Origin of the sequence: Micromonospora sp. WMMD710 (assembly GCF_029626045.1) — a bacterium.
Lineage (GTDB): Bacteria > Actinomycetota > Actinomycetes > Mycobacteriales > Micromonosporaceae > Micromonospora.
In genome coordinates, this window is sequence record NZ_JARUBD010000001.1 from 6,335,865 (window position 1) to 6,353,759 (window position 17,895).

The following is a 17,895-nucleotide window of genomic DNA, read 5'->3' on the forward strand; positions in this document are numbered from 1 at the left end:
TCAGCCGGCCGGGGTCAGGGCACGCAACCGGGTGACCGCCTCGGTGAGCACCTCCGGGCGCTTGCAGAAGGCGAACCGGACCAGCCGCCGGCCCGCGTCGACGTCGTCGTAGAAGACCTGGGTGGGCACCGCCACCACCCCGCACCGCTCCGGCAGGGAGCGGCAGAACTCCACCCCGTCCGTGCCGCCGAGGGCCGTGATGTCGGCGGTGACGAAGTACGTCCCCTCCGGGGCGAGCACGTCGAAGCCGGCGTCGGTGAGACCGCCGACGAGCTGGTCGCGGCGCTGCTGGAGCCCGTCGCGGAAGCCGAGGTAGTAGTCGTCCGGCAGCGCCAGCGCCACGGCGACCGCCGGTTGCAGCGGTCCGGCGTTGACGAAGGTCAGGAACTGCTTCACCCGCAGCACCGCCGACACCAGCGCCGCCGGGCCGCTCGCCCAACCGACCTTCCACCCCGTGCAGGAGAACGTCTTGCCGGCCGAGGAGATGCGCAGCGTCCGCTCCCGCATCCCGGGCAGGCTGGCCAACGACACGTGCGGGCTCGCCGCGTCGGTGAAGACCAGATGCTCGTACACCTCGTCGGTGACCGCGTACGCGCCGAACTCCTGGCACAACTCGGCGACCAGCGTCAGCTCGGCCGGGGTGAACACCTTGCCGGTCGGGTTGTGCGGTGAGTTGAGCAGCACCAGCCGGGTGCGTGGCCCGAACGCCGCGCGCAACGCCGCCGGGTCGAAGGCGTACCGGCCGTCGGCCGCGGGGCGCAGCGTCACCGGCCGCCGGACCGCGCCGGCCAGCGCGATCGAGGCGGCGTACGAGTCGTAGTACGGCTCGAAGCAGACCACCTCGTCGCCCGGCTCGCAGAGGGCGAGGATGCTCGCCGCGACGGCCTCGGTCGCGCCCGCCGTGATCACGATCTCGCCGTCCGGGTCGTACGCCAGGTCGTGGAACCGCCGCTGGTGGGCCGCGACCGCCGCGCGGAGAGCGGGGATCCCCGGGCCTGGCGGGTACTGGTTGTGGCCGCCGCGCAGCGCTTCGGCCGCCGCGGCCAGCATCTCCGGAGGGCCGTCCGTGTCGGGGAAGCCCTGGCCCAGGTTGACCGCGCCGGTGCGCACGGCGAGGGCGGACATCTCGGCGAAGATCGTCGTGCCGAACGGCCGCATCCGGGCCACCAGCGGGTCGACATCGGTGCTCGTCGTCACCTGCGCCAGCCTACGGGCACCCGCCGGTCGAACCCCAGCCTCACCGTCGCGTGCTTGGTCGACGGAGCCGCGCCCGGCTGCGCTCGGCCTCATCCGACCTCGCAGGTCGTCCGCCAGTACCCCCGCGTCTTGTCGACGATCGGCTTGCCGGCGTCGGTGCCGGTGACCGTGACCGTGCAGTCGATCGGCCCGTGATAGTCGATGTCCGGCCAGGTGGCCTCCACCATGACCCGGCTCTGGCCGTCGGTCCGGATGGTGGTGCGCCAGGGCAGCTTCGCGGCGTCGACGTGGATGAGGTCGCTCTCGGCGTCGTAGTAGGCGATGTCCGCCGTACCCGAACCGGTGACCTCGTAGACCACCGTCACCGGTGCCGGCCCCGATGTCGGTCGGGTGATCGGCTTCTTGGTCGGGCTGGGTGCCGCGGTCGTCGGCCCGGCGGTGCCCGGCTCGGCGCTGGGGGCGGTCCAGCCGTCGTCGGGGACGGGGTACGGCTCTCCGGCGACCGGATCCGGGCTGGACGCTTCGAGCAGCAGGCCGGCCCCGCAGACGCAGCCGCAGACGATCAACACCAGCGTCACGACGACCGCGATCACGATCCCGACGACCCGACCGCTGCCCGCGGAGGCGCCGCCGGCCGGTGGGTACCCGGGATGGGCGTAGGGCGGTGGAAAGCCGGGCGGCGGCCATCCGGCTGGTGGTGGCCAGCCCGCCGGCGGTGCCTGGCCGACGGGTACCGGCCAGCCTGCGGGTGTCGGCTCGCCGGGTGGCGGTGGACCCTGGGCTTCGGGTGGGGGTGGCATCCACGGGGTCGCCGACGGCTCCGCCGACCAGGACGTCGCGGGCGGATGGGGCGTCCACTGGTGGGCCGGTGGGGTCGGCGCCCACGGGGCGGCCGGTGGGGCCGGCGTCCAGGAGGAGGCGGTCCACGGGGCCGGTGGCGCCCACGGCTGACCCGGGGCCAGCGGGTCGGGCGCCGGGAACGGGGTCGACGACGGCGGTGCCGTGGGGTCCGGCGACGGTGGCGGGCCGGCGCCCGGGGCGGCCGACGGTTCCGGCGCGGCCGAGCCGCCGGGAGGCGGGTCCGCGGGCGGGGAGGGGGACGGATCGGGCGGCGGCGCGTCGGACATGGCTGCTCCGGGCGGGAGTGGGTATGGGACGAACGGGCCATCGAAGGGACGCGCCGAACCCGCCGAGAGACTGTCCTAACCCCGCGTCTCGGCGCAACCCCGTCGCCGGTCACTGCGCCGCGTGGCCTGTGACGCTCGTCCCGTTGTGCCCCTCCAGGTGCCGATCGCTCAGATCCCGTGCTCGATTAGCCGACTTTCGAGCACCCACGATGAGCGAAACTGGGTTAGGCTGCGGGCCATGTGTGGAATCGTGGGATACGCGGGCGCGCGCCCCGCACTCGGGATCGTGCTCGACGGGCTGCGGCGGCTGGAATACCGCGGCTACGACTCGGCGGGCGTGGCGATCGTCTGCGACGACCAGCTGCTGACCGAGAAGAAGGCCGGCAAGCTGGCCAACCTGGAGAAGGTGCTCTCCGAGCGGGCCGCCGGCAACCCCGACGACTGCGCGGCCAGCCCGATCGGCATCGGTGACGGCACCACCGGCATCGGGCACACCCGCTGGGCCACCCACGGCGGCCCGACCGACCGCAACGCCCACCCGCACGTCGCCCCCGACGGCCGGGTCGCGGTGATCCACAACGGCATCATCGAGAACTTCGCCCGGCTCCGCGCCGAGCTGGAGGCCGACGGCGTCCAGTTCGTCAGCGACACCGACACCGAATGCGCCGCCCACCTGCTCTCCGCCGCGCTGGCCGACCTGCGCGCCGCCGGCCAGCCGGACAGCCCGCAGCTGCTCGCCGCCGGCATGCGGGTGGTCTGCCAGCGGCTGGAGGGCGCGTTCACCCTCCTCGCGGTGGACGCCGCCGTGCCCGGCGCGGTCGTCGGCGCCCGGCGCAACTCGCCCCTCGTGGTCGGCCGCGGCGACGGTGAAAACTACCTGGCCAGCGACGTGGCCGCGTTCATCGAGCACACCCGGGAAGCGGTCGAGCTGGGCCAGGACCAGATCGTGCTGATCACCGGTGACAGCATCGAGATCACCGACTTCGACGGCCAGCCCGCCGCCGGCAAGGACTTCCACATCGACTGGGACTCCTCGGCCGCCGAGAAGGGCGGCTACGACTGGTTCATGCTCAAGGAGATCGAGGAGCAGCCGCAGGCCATCGCCGACACGCTGCTGGGCCGGCTCACCGAGAGCGGCGAGATCGCCCTCGACGAGGTCCGCCTCAGCGACCAGGATCTGCGCGACGTCGACAAGATCTTCATCGTGGCCTGCGGCACTGCCTACCACGCCGGCATGGTCGCCAAGTACGCCATCGAGCACTGGACCCGGATCCCGTGCGAGGTGGAGCTGGCCAGCGAGTTCCGCTACCGCGACCCGGTGCTCGACCGGTCCACGCTGATCGTGGTCATCTCGCAGTCCGGCGAGACGATGGACACCCTGATGGCGCTGCGCCACGCCAAGGAGCAGAAGGCCCGGGTGCTGGCCATCTGCAACACCAACGGCTCGACCATCCCCCGTGAGTCGGACGCCGTGCTCTACACCCACGGCGGGCCGGAGATCGCCGTCGCCTCCACCAAGGCGTTCCTCACCCAGGTCGTCGCCTGCTACCTGATCGGCCTGCACCTGGCCCAGGTGCGTGGCATCAAGTTCGCCGACGAGGTGGGCGCGGTGGTCGCCCAGTTGCAGGAGATTCCCGGCAAGCTGCGCGAGCTGCTCGACCGGATCGAGCCCGTCCGCGAGCTGGCCCGGGAGCTGAAGTCCGAACCGACGGTGCTCTTCATCGGCCGGCACGTCGGCTACCCGGTGGCCCTGGAGGGCGCGCTGAAGCTCAAGGAGTTGGCGTACATGCACGCCGAGGGCTTCGCCGCCGGTGAGCTGAAGCACGGCCCGATCGCTCTGATCGACAAGGGCACCCCGGTCATCTGCGTGGTGCCCTCGCCGGTGGGCCGGGGCATGCTGCACGACAAGGTCGTCTCCAACATCCAGGAGGTCCGGGCGCGCGGCGCACGGACCATCGTGATCGCGGAGGAGGGTGACGAGGCGGTCGTCCGGTACGCCGACCACCTGATCTACGTGCCGCGTACGCCCACCCTGCTGGCTCCGCTGGTCACCACGGTGCCGTTGCAGGTGCTCGCCGCCGAGATCGCCGCCGCTCGGGGGCACGACGTGGACCAGCCCCGCAACCTGGCCAAGTCGGTCACCGTCGAGTAGCCAGCACCGTCGTTGCGAGCCCCGGTCACCCGTACAGGTGGTGGCCGGGGCTCGACCGTCAGCGGCCCAGCACGACGCGGGCCATCCCGTCCAACGCCGGGTTGCCCGGCTCCCAGTAACCGGCGTGCCCGCCGCGGCCACTGGGGAACACCCGGCCACCGAAGCCGGGGTCGGCCGGGTCGCGGCCGAACCACAACTCGTGCCCGTTCCGGTCGGGCCAGCCCAGCACCGCGGCGAGCGGCGCCACGCCGAGCAGGGCACGCCGGCCCAGCTCGTCGACCGGTCGGGCCAGCCGGATCACGTCGTCGGGGGCGCTGCTCGCCCAGACCTGCCCGGGTGGAACACCCAACTCGGTGGCGTGCGCCGCGCCGACCCCCGGTGAGCCGACGAACATCAGCGCGTCGGCGGCCAGGCCGTGCTCCCGGGCCGCCACGCCCACCACCAGCGACCCGTAGCTGTGCCCCAGCACCGTCTGCCGGGCTGGTGGCCCCTCGTGGCTGGCCCGCATCCCCTCCTGGAAGCGGTGCAACGCCCCGCCGGCGTCCCGGGCCTGCTCGGCCGAGGCCGCCTCGGTCAGGAAATCGGGAGCGTCGTAGTCCAACCACAGCACCGCCGCGCTGCGCTCGCCCGGGGCGAGCGCCGCGCACCGGTCCAACACGCGGGCCGCCCGACCCAGCTCACCGGGGGCGTCGTCCAGGCCGGCGGTCATCCCCGGCACGTAGGTCAGCACCCGATCGGCGTGGTCCGGGTCGCCGAGCGCCACCACCACCCGGCCCTCACCGGCCGGGTCCAGCCCCAACAGGTACGCCCGCGGCTCCCCGGCCGCCAGTCGCTCGGTGAGCGCGTCCAGGCCGGCCAGCTTCGCCGCCACCGCCCGCAGCCGCAGCGACGCGACCGGCCCCGGCGGCACCCGGGCCAGCAACCGTCGACGCTCGGCCAGCAGCTCCTCGCGCCGGACGTCGAGCCGCAGCCGGTTCGCCTGGTCGCGGGCGGTCACCGGCACCCCGTCCAGGCTGCCGACCAGGGCCGGTTCGTGCCCGACCAGCCACCGTCGCTGCGCCGGGGTCAGCCCGGACCACCAGGCCCTCACCAGGGCCGGTGTGGCACCGGGCGCGGGCCGGCCCGGTGGCGGCGGCGACGCCCAGCCGGAGCGGGCCGCTCGGGCCAGCTCGTCCAACCGGTCTGCGGCCGCCCGGTCCGCCGCATCGGCGCAGCCGAGCGCGTCCCGCAGCGCCGCAGCCACTCCGGCCGCCACCGCCGAGGCCGCCACGCCCGCCCCCGCCACGCCCGCCTGCTCGGTCGATCGAGGCCGAGCCGGATCGACCCGCACACCGCCGGACCGGTCCACCACCAGACCGGCCGCTTCGGCCCGGGCGACCGCCTCGACGAGCCGCGCCTTCGCCACCACGAGGCGTCCGGCCAGCTCCGCCAGCACCTGATCGGTCTCGATCAACGCGGGCGCGACCGAGGTCAGCTCACCGCGCAGACCACCCAGCCGGGCGTCGGCCGCCGTGGCCGCCGCCCCGGACCAACCGCTCCGCAGCCGCCCGGCGGCCTCGGCCAGCTCGGCGGCACGCCTGTCGACCGGCCCGGTCAACCCCGCCCAGGCCATTCCGGCGACCCGCCAACCGCCCGGGTCGGCGGCCCAGAGCTGCCGGTAGCCGACGGCGGTCATCGCGGCCGCGCGGCGAACCGACCGGCGGCGCGGTCGTCCACCGACTCGTACGCCTCCGCCGCCGCCCGCACCCCGCCCGAGGCCGCCGCCACCAGCGCGCCCAGCCGGCCGAACCAGGCCTGCCCGGCCGCCTCCAGCTCGACCAGGGACGCGGCGGCCCGCCAACCGGGCGCCGCCACCAGCAGACCGGGCACCCCGGACAGGCCCAACGCCAACCGGTGCGCCTCACCGTCGAGCGCCGCGGCCACCACCCGCAACGACTCCGGCTGAACGGCGAACGGCTCCTCGGTCATGACCCACCCCCACAGATCGGCATCGACGCGCTGACGCTAGGCGGGTGCCGGGCGGCCGGAGGTGCCCTGTGGACAGCGGCAGCGGTCGTACCCCCGGGCCTGTCCACAGGCGTTGCCCACGGCGGGCCCGACGGCTAATCTGCCGCCCTCGCCGCCGGTAGGGTGAAGTGGTGATCGTCGCTGTCGGCATCGACGTCGTCCTGGTCGACCGGTTCGCCCGGGCCCTGGCACGGACGCCGCTGCTCGCCGACCGGCTCTTCACCCGGGCCGAGCGGTCCACCCGCTCCGGCCACCCGCGCTCACCGGAGTCGCTGGCCGCCCGCTTCGCCGCCAAGGAAGCCGTCGCCAAGGCGCTCGGCGCCCCGGCGGGGCTCAACTGGCACGACTGCGAGATCGTGCCCGACCCGGACGGGCGCCCCTGGCTGACCGTCTCCGGCACGGTCGCGGCGGCGGCCGACGAACGCGGGGTCAACCACTGGCATCTCTCGCTGTCGCACGACGGCGGGATCGCGTCGGCGATGGTGGTCGCGGAACGGTGACGTCGACCGGGCGGGCCGACCGGCTCGTCCGCGCACGGAATGGGACACGGTGGTATGAGACCGGTGTGGCGGGTGGCCGACGTACGGGCGGCCGAGGCGGGACTGATGGGCACGCTGCCGGAGGGCACGCTGATGCAGCGGGCCGCCGCCGGGCTGGCTCGCCGGGCCGCGTTGCTGCTCGCCGAGCGGGGCGGCGTGTACGGCGGCCGGGCGCTGCTGCTGGTCGGCTCCGGCGACAACGGCGGAGACGCGCTCTACGCCGGTGCGCGGCTGGCCCGCCGGGGCGTCGAGGTGTCCGCCCTGCTGCTCACCCCCGGGCGGGCGCACGCGGCCGGGATGGCGGCCCTGCGCGCCGCCGGCGGCCGGCTGGTGGACGGCCCGACCGACCCGGTCGACGTCGTCCTCGACGGCATCGTCGGAATTGGCGGCACCGGCGGGCTGCGGGCGAACGCCGACGACGTGGCCCAGCGCCTCGGCGAGCTGCGTGGCCGCGACGGCGGCCGGGCCACCGTGCTGGCGGTCGACGTCCCCAGCGGCGTGGCGGTGGACACCGGCCACGTGCCGCTGTCCGCGTCCGGCCGGCCCACCGCGGTCCGCGCCGACGTGACGGTGGCCTTCGGCGCGCTGAAACCCGCCCTGGTGGTCGGGCCGGCCGCCGCCCTCGCCGGCCAGGTGGAGCTGGTCGACATCGGGCTGCGGCCATGGCTGCGCGGCACCCCCGCGCTGCGGGTCACCGAGTGGTCCGACCTGGTCAGCTGGTGGCCGCGGCTGGGCCCGTCGTCGGAGAAGTACACCCGGGGCGTGGTCGGCGTCGCGACCGGCTCGGCGACGTACCCGGGCGCGGCGGTCCTCTCCGTCGGCGGGGCTCTCGCGGGGCCGACCGGCCTGGTCCGTTACGCCGGCGGCGCCCGGGCCGAGGTGCTGCACCAGCACCCGTCGGTGATCGCCACCGGCCGGGTCGCCGAGGCGGGTCGGGTGCAGGCGTGGGTGTGCGGCTCCGGGCTGGGCACCGGTGAGGACGCGGCGGCGGAGCTGCGGGCCGTCCTGTCCGCGCCGGTGCCGGCGGTGCTCGACGCCGACGCGCTGACCCTGCTGGTGGACGGCTCACTCGCCGACCGGCTGCGCGGCCGGGACGCGCCCATCGTGGTCACGCCGCACGACCGGGAGTTCACCCGACTCTGCGGGGAGGAGCCGGGCGCCGACCGGGTCGGCTCCGCGCTGCGGCTGGCCGCCTGGATGAACGCCGTGGTGCTGCTCAAGGGGGACCGCACGGTGATCGGCACGCCGGACGGTCGGGCGTACGTCAACCCGACCGGCACCCCGGCGCTGGCCACCGGTGGCACCGGCGACGTGCTGGCCGGGCTGCTCGGTTCGCTGCTGGCGTCCGGGTTGCCCGCCGAGCAGGCGGCGGCCTCGGCCGCGTACCTGCACGGGCTGGCCGGCCGGGAGGCGGGCCGGGGCGGGCCGGTGACCGCGCCCGACGTGGCGACGGCACTTCGCCCGGTCGTCGCCCGGCTGGGCTGAACGTCACCGTTGCGGGCACGGCGACCGGATCAACCGCCCCGCCGTGCGTCGCCACCCGCGGTGATCACAGCGGAAAGTAGGCTGGGCGCATGTGGCAGGCCGAGGTACGCGTCGATCTTGACGCGATCCGTGAGAACGTGAGCCGGCTCCGTTCCGGCACGACCGCCGAGTTGATGGCGGTGGTGAAGGCCGACGGGTACGGCCACGGCATGCTTCCGGCCGCCCGGGCCGCCCTCGACGCCGGTGCGGACTGGCTGGGGGTCTGCACCCTCGACGAGGCGCTCACGCTGCGCCGGGCCGGGGTCACCGCGCCGGTGCTCGCCTGGCTGCTCGCCCCCGGATTGCCGCTGCACGAGGGCGTCCGCGCCGGGGTCGACCTCGCCGCGGCCAGCCTCTCGCAACTGGACGAGATGATCGAGGCGAGCCGGCTCGCCGAGCGCCCCGCCCGGTTGCACCTGAAGATCGACACCGGGCTGTCCCGGGGTGGGGCGACCGTCGCCGACTGGCCAGCCCTGCTGGAGGCCGCCGCGAAGGCCCAGGCCGACGGCCTGGTCGAGGTGGTCGGCGTGTGGAGCCACTTCGTGTACGCGGACATGCCCGGCCACCCGACCACCGATCGCCAGTTGGCCGTCTTCCACGAGGGGCTGGCCATGGTCGAACGGGCCGGGCTGCGCCCCCGCTGGCGGCACCTGGCCAACTCGGCGGCCACCCTGACCCGTCCGGACACCCACTTCGACCTGGTCCGCCCCGGGCTGGCCATCTACGGGCTCTCCCCGGTGGCCGGCGAGACGTACGGGCTGCGGCCGGCGATGACCGCCCGCGCCCGGGTGATGCTCACCAAGCGGGTGCCCGCCGGCACCGGTGTCTCCTACGGGCACACCTACACCACGGAGACCGCCGCGAACCTGGCCGTGGTGCCGCTCGGGTACGCCGACGGGGTGCCCCGGCACGCGTCCAACAGCGGTCCCGTCCAGCTCGCCGGCAAGCGACGGACCATCTCCGGACGGGTCTGTATGGACCAGTTCGTGCTTGACTGCGGCGACGACCCGGTGGCCGACGGCGACGTGGCGACGCTCTTCGGCAGCGGCGCCGACGGAGAGCCGACCGCCGACGACTGGGCCGAGGCGGTCGGCACGATCAACTACGAGATCGTCACCCGGTTCGGGGGGACGCGGGTGCCGCGCGTCTACGACGGCGAGCGGGCATGAGCCCGTACCGCATCCCGCGTCCGCGGACCGCGGCCGGTCGGGTCGCGGGGATCGTCGGCGCCGCGGTCGGCGTCGCGGCGGCCGGCCTGGCCGCCGGGGTCGCGACCGAACGCACGCTGGTCCGCCGGCTCAAGGCCGACCCGGCCGACCGCTATGCGCACGAGACGTTCGGCGAGCAGCGGTACGACGAGGCGTTCCGGCTGGAGTTGCCGGACGGTACGGACATCCACGTCGAGGTGGTCGAGCCGACCCGGCCGGTGCCCGGGCACCCGACGGTGGTGCTGGTGCACGGCTTCTGCCTGGACATGGGGACGTTCCACTTCCAGCGCCAGATGCTGGCCGCGCGCGGTGACTACCGGGTCGTCGCGTACGACCAGCCCGGCCACGGCCGGTCCGGCCGTCTGGAGACCGGGGAGTACGACCTCGCGGTGCTCGGCCGCACACTGCGTGACGTGATCGACCGGACCGCCCCGGAGGGGCCACTGGTGCTGGTCGGGCACTCGATGGGCGGCATGACGATCATGGCGTTCGCCGAGTTGTTCCCGGAGCTGTTCGGCGACCGGGTGGTGGGCACGGTGCTGATGGCCACCTCGGGCGGTCTGATCGCGGAGACCAAGCTGGTCGCGCCGGCGCTGCTCGGCCGGGTCGGCGGCCCGGTGCTGTACATGGTCAGCAACGCCACCCGCTACGGCGGACCGGTGATCGACAAGGCCCGCAAGTCGACGTCGAACGTCGCCTGGCTGTTGACCCGCAAGTACGGCTTCGGCACCCGTAAACCGAGCCCGTCGCTGGTGTCCTACGTGGAGACGATGAACTCCCGGACGTCGGCCGACACGGTGACCCGCTATCTGCGGACTCTCGCCACCCACTCGCGCTTCCCGGCGCTCGCGGCGCTGGCCGCGACGCCGGTGCTGGTGGTGGTCGGCGACAAGGACATGATCACTCCGGTGACCCACTCCGAGGAGATCGTCCGGCGGTTGCCGCACGCCGAGTTCGTGAAGATCGAGGACAGCGGGCACGTGGTGATGTTGGAGCACGCCGACGAGGTCAACGCCGCGCTGGCGCGGTTTCTCGAGTCATTGCAGAGCGTGGAGGAACGGTGAGTCACGTCGTCAAGCTGCCGACCGTCGAGGACACCCGGGATTTCGGTCGCCGGTTGGCCGGGCTGCTGCGGGCCGGTGATCTGGTGCTGCTGACGGGTCCGCTGGGTGCCGGCAAGACCGCCCTCACGCAGGGCATCGGCGCCGGGCTCGGTGTCCTCGGCGACATCACCTCGCCGACCTTCGTGATCGCCCGGGTGCACCGGCCCGATCCGGCACGGGGCGGCCGGGTGGCTCTGGTGCACGCCGACGCGTACCGGCTGGGTGACGCCTCCGACCCGCGCGCCGAGATCGACGACCTCGACCTGGACGCCTCGGTGGACGACTCGGTGACCGTGGTGGAGTGGGGCGAGGGCCTGGTGGAGCAGTTGGTGGACGCCCATCTGCGGGTCCGCATCGACCGCCGTGACGACGACACCCGGATCGTCGAGCTGGACCCGGTGGGTGGAGACTGGGCGCGTCGATTGGACGACCTGAGAGGTTCCTGATGCCCGACGACACCCCCGCCCTGGATCTGCTGGCTCTGTTGCCGGAGCAGTGGCGTGCCGTGCTCACCCCGCACCTCGACCCGGAGCGCACCGCCGCGCTGGCCGAGTTCGTCGCCCGGGAATATGCGACGCAGACCGTCTTCCCGCCGCTGGAGGACCTGTTCTCGGCATATCGGCTCTGCCCGCCGCAGGCCACTCGGGTGCTGATCCTCGGGCAGGATCCCTACCACCGGGCCGGGCAGGCGCACGGGCTGAGCTTCAGCGTCCGCGAGGGCGTCTCGGTGCCGCCGTCGTTGCGTAACGTCTTCAAGGAGTTGGGCGAGGACGTCGGCGTGCCCAAGCCGCGCAGCGGCAACCTCGACGGCTGGGCCGCCCAGGGTGTGCTGCTGCTCAACGCGGTGCTGACGGTCCGCCAGGCCACCCCGGGCTCGCACGCAAACGCCGGCTGGGAAGAGTTTACTGATGCCACCATCCGGGCGCTGGACGCGTCGCCGCAGCGGGTGGTCTTCCTGCTCTGGGGCGGGTACGCCCGTAAGAAGGCCGCCCTGGTCACCAACCCGCAGCACGTGGTGCTGGAGGCCGGTCACCCCAGCCCGATGAACCCGCGCGGTTTCCTCGGCAGCCGCCCGTTCAGCGCCGCCAACAAGGCTCTCGCCGACGCCGGTCTGCCCACCGTCGACTGGGAACGCACCGCCGGCTGACCAGGCCGGCCGCCCCGGTCAGCCGGCCGGTGGGTCAACCCCCGCTGGCCGACTGCCGGGCCCGGTAGCGGCGCAGCAGTTCGGCGGCCCGTGGCTCGGTCAGCTCCAACTCGACCAGCGGGACCACCCGGTAGCTCCGCCCACCGTGGTGCACCTCGATCGTCTCGGGCAGCTCGTCGCACATCGTTGCCCTGATCTCGCCGTAGCGGGTCGACCAACGATGCTCGCCCGGCTCCTCGGGTTCCAACCACACGCCGCCGAACTCGCCCCAGCGGTCGTTCCACCGCTGTCCGTAGGCCGCTTCCAGCCATCGGGTGAACAGTTTCGAATCCTGCCATCGCACGGCGATCTCCAGCGCGTCGACCGGCACCGGCGCGCCCTGCAGCAGTGCCGCGGTGCAACCGGTGATCACCTGCGGGAAGTCGGTGAGTCGGTCCAACGTCCGATCCAGGTCCAGCTCGTTGATCCGCTCGGCGATCGGCCGGGCGGCCAGGTCGTCGATCCGGGCGTCGAGGTGCGCGTCCAGCGGCTCCACGGCGACGACCAACTGCACGTCCATGGCGGCGAGTAACCGCTCCAGCACGGGGATGGTCGGTGCGCGTTCGCCGCGTTCGATCCGGGCCACCGCCGCCTGGCTGACCTCGGCGAGCTGAGCCAACTGACGCTGGCTCAGCTCGCGCCGGTGTCGTTGGTGTCGCACCGCGGTGCCGATGAGAGTGACGAGACGAGTCGATGGCATCCCGGCATGGTCGACCAGGTCGCCGTGCCGCGGTACCTCTGCGGCGGATTGACGACTCGCCGCGCGCCACCCTGTTGGCCGGCGATCGTCGCGGGTTGACTGCCGGCCGACCAGGGGTGTCCCAGTGAGCGTGATGCCTGTGAGTCATCTTGATGACTCACAGGCATCACGCTCAAAGAAGGACTCGGTGCCGCTCAGCGCCCGCCGGGGGGACGAAGGTGGCACGGCCGGGCCGTGCGGCGGGGCGGGGCGTGACCGGGGGCGGTGGCCGGGCCGCTAGGCTGGCTTACCGTGCTCGTACTCGTGGTGGACAGCTCGACCCCTGCGGTGACCGCCGCGCTGGTGGAGGTCTCGGCGGACGGTGTCGCGTCCCGGGCGCACCGGTGCACGGTCGATGCCCGTGCGCACGGCGAACTGCTGGCGCCCCAGGTCGACGCGGTGCTCGCCGACGTCGACGCGCGCCCGCGTGACCTGACCGCCATCGTCGCCGGGCTCGGCCCGGGGCCGTTCACCGGGCTGCGGGTCGGCCTGGTCACCGCCGCCACGATGGGTCAGGTGCTCGGCATCCCCACGTACGGTGTCTGCTCGCTGGACGCCATCGGCTACCCGGCGGCGTCCGGCGAGCCGGTGCTGGCCGCCAGCGACGCCCGCCGCAAGGAGCTCTACTGGGCCGTCTACGACGGTGCCGGCCAGCGCGTCGTCGGACCGGAGGTCTCCACGCCCGTGGTGGCGGCGGCCCGGGCCCGCGAGCTGGGCGCGCTGGTCGCGGTCGGTGACGGCGCGCACCGGTACGCCGATGTCCTGGACCTGCCGGTCCGGGTGGAACCGCGCTACCCGGACGCCACCGTGCTGGCGCTGCTCGCCGCCGAGCGGATCCGGGCCGGCGCACCCGGTGAGCGGCTCACCCCGCTCTACCTGCGCCGCCCGGACGCCGTGGCGGCCACCGGCCGCAAACCGGTCCTGCCGTGACGGCCGTGCGGCTGGGGGCGTTCCGCTGGTGGCACGTCGATGAGGTGCTGCCGATCGAGGCGGACCTCTTCGGTGCCGGACAGTGGTCCCCGGCCATGTTCTGGAACGAGCTGGCCAGCCGCCACTACTACCGGGTCGCCACCGACGACGGCGGCGCCGTGCTCGGCTACGCCGGGCTCGCCGGAGCCCCACCGGACGAGGTGTGGGTGCAGGTCATCGCCGTCCGGCGGGACGCCCAACGGCGCGGCATCGGACGCGTCCTCCTGGAAGACCTGCTCGCCGAGGCGAACCGACGCGGTGCCCGCAGCACCCTGCTGGAGGTCGCCGTGGACAACGTGGCCGCCCAGCGGCTCTATGCGACGTACGGGTTCGAGCCGATCGGGGTACGACGCGGCTACTACCAACCGAGCAACACCGACGCGCTGGTCATGCAGCGTGACGCCGAGCTGACCGGGGACGGACCACACGACCATGGCTGACGAACCGCTGATCCTGGGCATCGAGACCTCCTGCGACGAGACCGGCGTCGGCATCGTCCGGGGGCACACCCTGCTGGCCGACGCGCTCGCCTCCAGCGTCGAGGAGCACGCCCGGTTCGGAGGCGTGGTGCCCGAGGTGGCCAGCCGCGCGCACCTGGAGGCCATCGTGCCGACCATGCAGCGGGCGTTGACCGACGCCGGTGTCACCCTGGCCGACATCGACGCGATCGCGGTCACCTCCGGCCCCGGGCTGGCCGGCGCGCTGCTGGTCGGCGTCGCCGCCGCCAAGGGGTACGCGCTCGCCGCCGAGAAGCCCGTGTACGGCGTCAACCACCTGGCCGCGCACGTCGCGGTGGACACCCTGGAGCACGGCCCGCTGCCGGAGCCCGCCATCGCCCTGCTGGTGTCCGGCGGGCACTCGTCCCTCCTGCTCGTCGACGACCTGGCCCGGGGCGTCACCCCGCTGGGCGCCACCATCGACGACGCGGCCGGTGAGGCGTTCGACAAGGTCGCCCGGCTGCTCGGGCTGCCGTTCCCGGGTGGCCCGCCCATCGACCGGGAGGCGCGCGCCGGCGACGCCGCCGCGATCGCCTTGCCGCGCGGTCTCACCGCCGCCAAGGATCTCGCGGCGCACCGGTACGACTTCTCGTTCTCCGGCCTCAAGACGGCGGTGGCCCGCTGGGTCGAAGCGCGGCAGCGCGCCGGCGAGCCGGTGCCGGTGGCCGACGTGGCCGCGTCCTTCCAGGAGGCGGTGTGTGACGTGTTGACCACGAAGGCGCTCGCCGCCTGCCGCGCACAGGGCATCGAGACCCTGGTGATCGGCGGGGGAGTGGCCGCGAACTCGCGGCTGCGGGCGCTGGCCGAGCAGCGGGCCGAGAAGTACGGCATCCGGGTCCGGGTGCCCCGGCCGAAGCTGTGCACCGACAACGGGGCGATGGTGGCGGCGCTCGGCTCGCACCTGGTCGCCGCCGGGGTCGCGCCGAGCCGGCTGGACCTGCCGGCCGACTCCGCGCTGCCGCTGACCACCGTCAGCGTGTGACGGGGGCGACGGACATGATCGTGCGGATGTGGGAGGCGCGTGCGGAGGCGTACGGCGTCGCCGACCTGATCACCTGGGTGTGCGACACGGCTCTGCCCGAGGTGGAACACGACCCGCTGCACGTGTCCAGCGAGGTCTTCTCCTCCACCGACCACCGGGTGGTGGTCATCTCCAAGTGGCGCAGCAATCCGCGCCCACTGCCCGATCCGCCCGCCCTGTTGGTGGCCCGCGCCCCGCACTCCTGGGACTTCACCCAGGTCGACCGCTGACCCGGGCCACCGACAAGGCGGTCAGCTGCGGCGCAGCATCCGGTAGGTGGCGATCCCGCCGGTGCCCAGCGCGGCGAGGAAGACCAGCCAGACGACGGTGCTGCTGACCCCGACCTGCGGGCCGGTGTTCGCCGCGGCCGCGGCCAGCAGCCCGTCCTGGCCGGGGGCGGGTAGCGCGGCCGGTGGCAGCTCCGGCCAGCGGACCAGCCCGGTGCTCTCCAGCATCTGCATGTGGTGCATCACGAACCCGTTGGCGTCGTCGCAGAGCTTGCGGACGGTCGCGTCGCGGGTGCTGGCCCGTACCGCGCCGATCACCGGGAAGATCTTGCCGTGGGCCACCCGCAGGCGGGTCACGAAGATCTGGTCGAAGCGGGCGCCGGAGGCCTTCTGCATCTCCGCCAGCCAGCCCTTCTGCTCGGCCGTCGGCTCGGTGGGGATGGTCGCGCCCAGCTTGTTGGCCGCGTCCACGACGAGTTGGTCGAGCCGTTGATGCTCGTTGGCGATGCCCGCGCCGATCTCCCGGACCTTCGCCGACTGGCCCTTCTCGGCGGCCATCTGACCGGCCGGCATCTCCCACAGCCCGGCCAGCCGGACCCCGTTGAGCAGGGTCATGTCGGCGGCGTTGAGCTGTTGCCCGGCGGGTGCGGCGACGGCCACGCCGGGCAGGACGCCCACCCCGGCGATGATCGCGATGAGCAGCATCGCCGCCCGGTGGGTCCGGTTGCCCAGCCGGCGACGGGCGGATCTGAGCGGTGCCATGTCTGCGGTGCCTCCTCGGTCCGGACCGAAACGCGTCGGGACCGGGCAGCCGTACCTGCCGGCTGCCCGCCCGCCCAGTGGTACGGACTGATCGTGCGATCAGTTCACCGGTCGGCGGCGCGGTTCAGCGGGTGACGGCGAGGAAGCCACCGAGCAGCAGCAGCGTGAGCGCGGCGACGGCGAAGAGCACCAGCAGCTCCCGCCGGCCGTGCCCGATCGTGGTCGCCCCGGTGGCCGGGTCGTCGGGCAGGGCCGGCAGGTCGCGGGTCAGCGCGGCCAGGTCACCGAGGGTACGGGCCGTCCACACCGCACCGACCCGGTCGGAAAACTCGTCCAGGGTGAGCCGACCGGCTGTGGTGTGCCGGTGCAACTCGGCGACCACCCGGTGGCGGTCGTCGTCGGAGGCGCGCAGCTCGACATCCACGCCGGACAGGGTACGCGGATCAGCCCACGTCGAGGGGGTCGGCGAGGAGCCGTTCGAAGGCCAGTTCGGCGGCGCCGATCAGAGGTGCGTCCTCGCCCAGCTTGGGGGTGCGCAGCCGGACGTGTTCCAGGCAGGCGCCGAGCGCGTTGGAGTTGAGCCGGCTACGGATCTGGGCCGCCGCGGCGAGGTAGAGGTCCCGCATGGTGCCGCCGAAGATGACCATCTCCGGGTTGAAGACGTTCACCAGGTTGGCGACCCCGAAGCCGAGCCAGTCACCGGCCTGGCGGACGGCCGTCTGGGCGCGGGCGTCACCCCGGTCGGCGGCGTCGAAGACGGCCAGCAGCGCCTCGCGGCCCCGGGCGTCGGAGCGTCCCGCCGCGCGGAGCAGGCCGTGCTCGCCGATCTCGGTCTCCCAGCAGCCCCGGGCGCCGCACTCGCAGGGCATGCCGTCGCGGACCACCTTCATGTGGCCGACCTCGCCGCCGTACCCGCCGTGCCCGGTGAGCCGGCGACCACCGGCGATGATGCCGGCGCCGACACCGACATCGCCGTACAGGTAGATGACGTTGTCGCAGCCGGCCGCCACCCCCCGGGCGTGCTCGGCGAACGCGGCCACGTCGGCCACGTTGCCGACCGTGATCGGCACGTCGAGGCCCAGTTCGGTGCCGAGTGCCGCGCCGATCGGCTCGTCCACCCAGCCGGTGGTCGGGCCGAGCCGGACCAGGCCGTCCTCGCGGCGGACCATCCCGCAGACGGCGACACCGGCACCGACGCAGATCGCGTCGCCGGGCACCGCCTGCTGCATGTCCTTGACCGCGCCGGCCAGCAGCGGCGCGGCCTCGGCGGCCAGCAGGCCGCGCGGTCGGTCCAGCTCCCGGCGGTCCAGCACCGCGCCGCCCAGGCCGACCCGGGCGGCGCGCAGCCGGTCCACCTCGACGGAGTACGCGTACGCGTACACCCGGGCCGACTCGGGCCGGACGACCAGTGACGGCCGTCCGGCCCGGCCGGTCTCCTTCGGTGTTCCCTCGCTGACCAGGCCGACGCCGGCGAGGTCGGCGGTGAGCGCGCCGATGGTGCTGCGGTTCAGTCCCAGCGTGGTGGTGAGTTCGGCGCGGGTGGTCGCCCCGTGGACGTGTACGTGCCGGAGCAGGGCCCCGAGGTTCTGCCGCCGGACCTCGTCCTGGCTCGGTGCCGGGCGCATGGGTGGTGCCCC

Annotated in this window: 19 protein-coding genes; 11 read left to right on the forward strand and 8 right to left on the reverse strand. The window is 74.1% G+C overall.

Annotation, left to right across the window (positions count from 1 at the left end):
- On the reverse strand, positions 1-1,197 hold the full coding sequence (locus O7620_RS29420) for a pyridoxal phosphate-dependent aminotransferase (RefSeq protein ID WP_278126367.1): 1,197 nt from the start codon (positions 1,195-1,197) through the stop codon (positions 1-3).
- Between the two features lie 89 nt (positions 1,198-1,286).
- Positions 1,287-1,790 carry an MmpS family transport accessory protein gene (locus O7620_RS29425; protein ID WP_278126369.1) on the reverse strand — a complete coding sequence of 168 codons (504 nt, stop codon included), beginning with the start codon at positions 1,788-1,790 and terminating at the stop codon, positions 1,287-1,289.
- A 772-nt stretch (positions 1,791-2,562) separates the two neighbouring features.
- Between O7620_RS29425 and glmS the strand changes: the two genes are divergently transcribed.
- Positions 2,563-4,476 (forward strand): glutamine--fructose-6-phosphate transaminase (isomerizing), encoded by a 1,914-nt coding sequence (glmS, locus tag O7620_RS29430; RefSeq protein ID WP_151493273.1) that lies wholly within the window; start codon positions 2,563-2,565, stop codon positions 4,474-4,476.
- Positions 4,477-4,534: 58 nt separating this feature from the next.
- Here glmS and O7620_RS29435 read toward each other — a convergent pair whose 3' ends face one another.
- Complete coding sequence (locus tag O7620_RS29435) at positions 4,535-6,151, reverse strand: alpha/beta hydrolase (protein WP_278126372.1); 1,617 nt, start codon at positions 6,149-6,151, stop codon at positions 4,535-4,537.
- A complete protein-coding gene (locus O7620_RS29440; protein WP_278126374.1) occupies positions 6,148-6,444 on the reverse strand; it encodes a type VII secretion target in 297 nt (98 codons plus the stop codon). The genes O7620_RS29435 and O7620_RS29440 overlap by 4 nt, the downstream gene beginning before the upstream one ends.
- 170 nt (positions 6,445-6,614) lie before the next feature.
- Between O7620_RS29440 and O7620_RS29445 the strand changes: the two genes are divergently transcribed.
- From O7620_RS29445 to ung, 6 genes are all read left to right on the forward strand, one after another.
- Positions 6,615-6,983 carry a holo-ACP synthase gene (locus O7620_RS29445; RefSeq protein WP_151489895.1) on the forward strand — a complete coding sequence of 123 codons (369 nt, stop codon included), beginning with the start codon at positions 6,615-6,617 and terminating at the stop codon, positions 6,981-6,983.
- Positions 6,984-7,037: 54 nt separating this feature from the next.
- On the forward strand, positions 7,038-8,507 hold the full coding sequence (locus O7620_RS29450) for an NAD(P)H-hydrate dehydratase (RefSeq protein ID WP_151489894.1): 1,470 nt from the start codon (positions 7,038-7,040) through the stop codon (positions 8,505-8,507).
- An 89-nt stretch (positions 8,508-8,596) separates the two neighbouring features.
- On the forward strand, positions 8,597-9,715 hold the full coding sequence (gene alr / locus O7620_RS29455) for an alanine racemase (RefSeq protein ID WP_278126375.1): 1,119 nt from the start codon (positions 8,597-8,599) through the stop codon (positions 9,713-9,715).
- Positions 9,712-10,818, forward strand: coding sequence for an alpha/beta hydrolase (locus O7620_RS29460; RefSeq protein ID WP_278126377.1), 1,107 nt, complete (start codon positions 9,712-9,714; stop codon positions 10,816-10,818). Before alr ends, O7620_RS29460 begins: the two co-directional genes overlap by 4 nt.
- Positions 10,815-11,303, forward strand: coding sequence for a tRNA (adenosine(37)-N6)-threonylcarbamoyltransferase complex ATPase subunit type 1 TsaE (tsaE, locus tag O7620_RS29465; protein ID WP_278126378.1), 489 nt, complete (start codon positions 10,815-10,817; stop codon positions 11,301-11,303). The genes O7620_RS29460 and tsaE overlap by 4 nt, the downstream gene beginning before the upstream one ends.
- Complete coding sequence (gene ung / locus O7620_RS29470) at positions 11,303-12,004, forward strand: uracil-DNA glycosylase (RefSeq protein WP_278126380.1); 702 nt, start codon at positions 11,303-11,305, stop codon at positions 12,002-12,004. Before tsaE ends, ung begins: the two co-directional genes overlap by 1 nt.
- A gap of 34 nt (positions 12,005-12,038) precedes the next feature.
- On the opposite strand, the gene O7620_RS29475 is transcribed toward ung, so the two are convergent.
- Positions 12,039-12,743: a helix-turn-helix transcriptional regulator gene (locus tag O7620_RS29475; RefSeq protein WP_278126381.1), complete on the reverse strand. Its 705-nt coding sequence runs from the start codon at positions 12,741-12,743 to the stop codon at positions 12,039-12,041.
- A 291-nt stretch (positions 12,744-13,034) separates the two neighbouring features.
- Here O7620_RS29475 and tsaB point away from each other — a divergent pair, with 291 nt between their 5' ends.
- Genes tsaB through O7620_RS29495 form a run of 4 tightly spaced genes read left to right on the forward strand, consistent with a single transcriptional unit; the run spans position 13,035 to position 15,499 of the window.
- Positions 13,035-13,712 (forward strand): tRNA (adenosine(37)-N6)-threonylcarbamoyltransferase complex dimerization subunit type 1 TsaB, encoded by a 678-nt coding sequence (gene tsaB, locus O7620_RS29480; RefSeq protein WP_278126382.1) that lies wholly within the window; start codon positions 13,035-13,037, stop codon positions 13,710-13,712.
- Complete coding sequence (rimI, locus tag O7620_RS29485) at positions 13,709-14,191, forward strand: ribosomal protein S18-alanine N-acetyltransferase (RefSeq protein WP_192580261.1); 483 nt, start codon at positions 13,709-13,711, stop codon at positions 14,189-14,191. The genes tsaB and rimI overlap by 4 nt, the downstream gene beginning before the upstream one ends.
- Positions 14,184-15,230: a tRNA (adenosine(37)-N6)-threonylcarbamoyltransferase complex transferase subunit TsaD gene (gene tsaD / locus O7620_RS29490; RefSeq protein ID WP_278126385.1), complete on the forward strand. Its 1,047-nt coding sequence runs from the start codon at positions 14,184-14,186 to the stop codon at positions 15,228-15,230. The genes rimI and tsaD overlap by 8 nt, the downstream gene beginning before the upstream one ends.
- 14 nt (positions 15,231-15,244) lie before the next feature.
- A complete protein-coding gene (locus O7620_RS29495; RefSeq protein ID WP_030330028.1) occupies positions 15,245-15,499 on the forward strand; it encodes a hypothetical protein in 255 nt (84 codons plus the stop codon).
- Between the two features lie 21 nt (positions 15,500-15,520).
- Here O7620_RS29495 and O7620_RS29500 read toward each other — a convergent pair whose 3' ends face one another.
- From O7620_RS29500 to O7620_RS29510, 3 genes are all read right to left on the reverse strand, one after another.
- A complete protein-coding gene (locus O7620_RS29500; protein WP_278126387.1) occupies positions 15,521-16,258 on the reverse strand; it encodes a DUF4142 domain-containing protein in 738 nt (245 codons plus the stop codon).
- A 124-nt stretch (positions 16,259-16,382) separates the two neighbouring features.
- Positions 16,383-16,682, reverse strand: coding sequence for a DUF1707 domain-containing protein (locus O7620_RS29505; protein WP_151489886.1), 300 nt, complete (start codon positions 16,680-16,682; stop codon positions 16,383-16,385).
- A 19-nt stretch (positions 16,683-16,701) separates the two neighbouring features.
- Positions 16,702-17,883, reverse strand: coding sequence for an ROK family protein (locus O7620_RS29510; RefSeq protein WP_151489885.1), 1,182 nt, complete (start codon positions 17,881-17,883; stop codon positions 16,702-16,704).
- Between the last annotated feature and the right edge of the window lie 12 nt (positions 17,884-17,895).

What these genes read in the sequence shown, in the direction of transcription:
- alr (WP_278126375.1), top strand. Translation starts at nt 8,597, where the DNA reads ATGTGGCAGGCCGAGGTACGCGTCGATCTTGACGCGATCCGTGAGAAC.
- O7620_RS29500 (WP_278126387.1), bottom strand. Translation starts at nt 16,258, where the DNA reads ATGGCACCGCTCAGATCCGCCCGTCGCCGGCTGGGCAACCGGACCCAC.
- tsaD (WP_278126385.1), top strand. Translation starts at nt 14,184, where the DNA reads ATGGCTGACGAACCGCTGATCCTGGGCATCGAGACCTCCTGCGACGAG.
- ung (WP_278126380.1), top strand. Translation starts at nt 11,303, where the DNA reads ATGCCCGACGACACCCCCGCCCTGGATCTGCTGGCTCTGTTGCCGGAG.
- glmS (WP_151493273.1), top strand. Translation starts at nt 2,563, where the DNA reads ATGTGTGGAATCGTGGGATACGCGGGCGCGCGCCCCGCACTCGGGATC.
- O7620_RS29510 (WP_151489885.1), bottom strand. Translation starts at nt 17,883, where the DNA reads ATGCGCCCGGCACCGAGCCAGGACGAGGTCCGGCGGCAGAACCTCGGG.
- O7620_RS29440 (WP_278126374.1), bottom strand. Translation starts at nt 6,444, where the DNA reads ATGACCGAGGAGCCGTTCGCCGTTCAGCCGGAGTCGTTGCGGGTGGTG.
- O7620_RS29435 (WP_278126372.1), bottom strand. Translation starts at nt 6,151, where the DNA reads ATGACCGCCGTCGGCTACCGGCAGCTCTGGGCCGCCGACCCGGGCGGT.
- O7620_RS29475 (WP_278126381.1), bottom strand. Translation starts at nt 12,743, where the DNA reads ATGCCATCGACTCGTCTCGTCACTCTCATCGGCACCGCGGTGCGACAC.
- O7620_RS29460 (WP_278126377.1), top strand. Translation starts at nt 9,712, where the DNA reads ATGAGCCCGTACCGCATCCCGCGTCCGCGGACCGCGGCCGGTCGGGTC.
- O7620_RS29495 (WP_030330028.1), top strand. Translation starts at nt 15,245, where the DNA reads ATGATCGTGCGGATGTGGGAGGCGCGTGCGGAGGCGTACGGCGTCGCC.
- O7620_RS29450 (WP_151489894.1), top strand. Translation starts at nt 7,038, where the DNA reads ATGAGACCGGTGTGGCGGGTGGCCGACGTACGGGCGGCCGAGGCGGGA.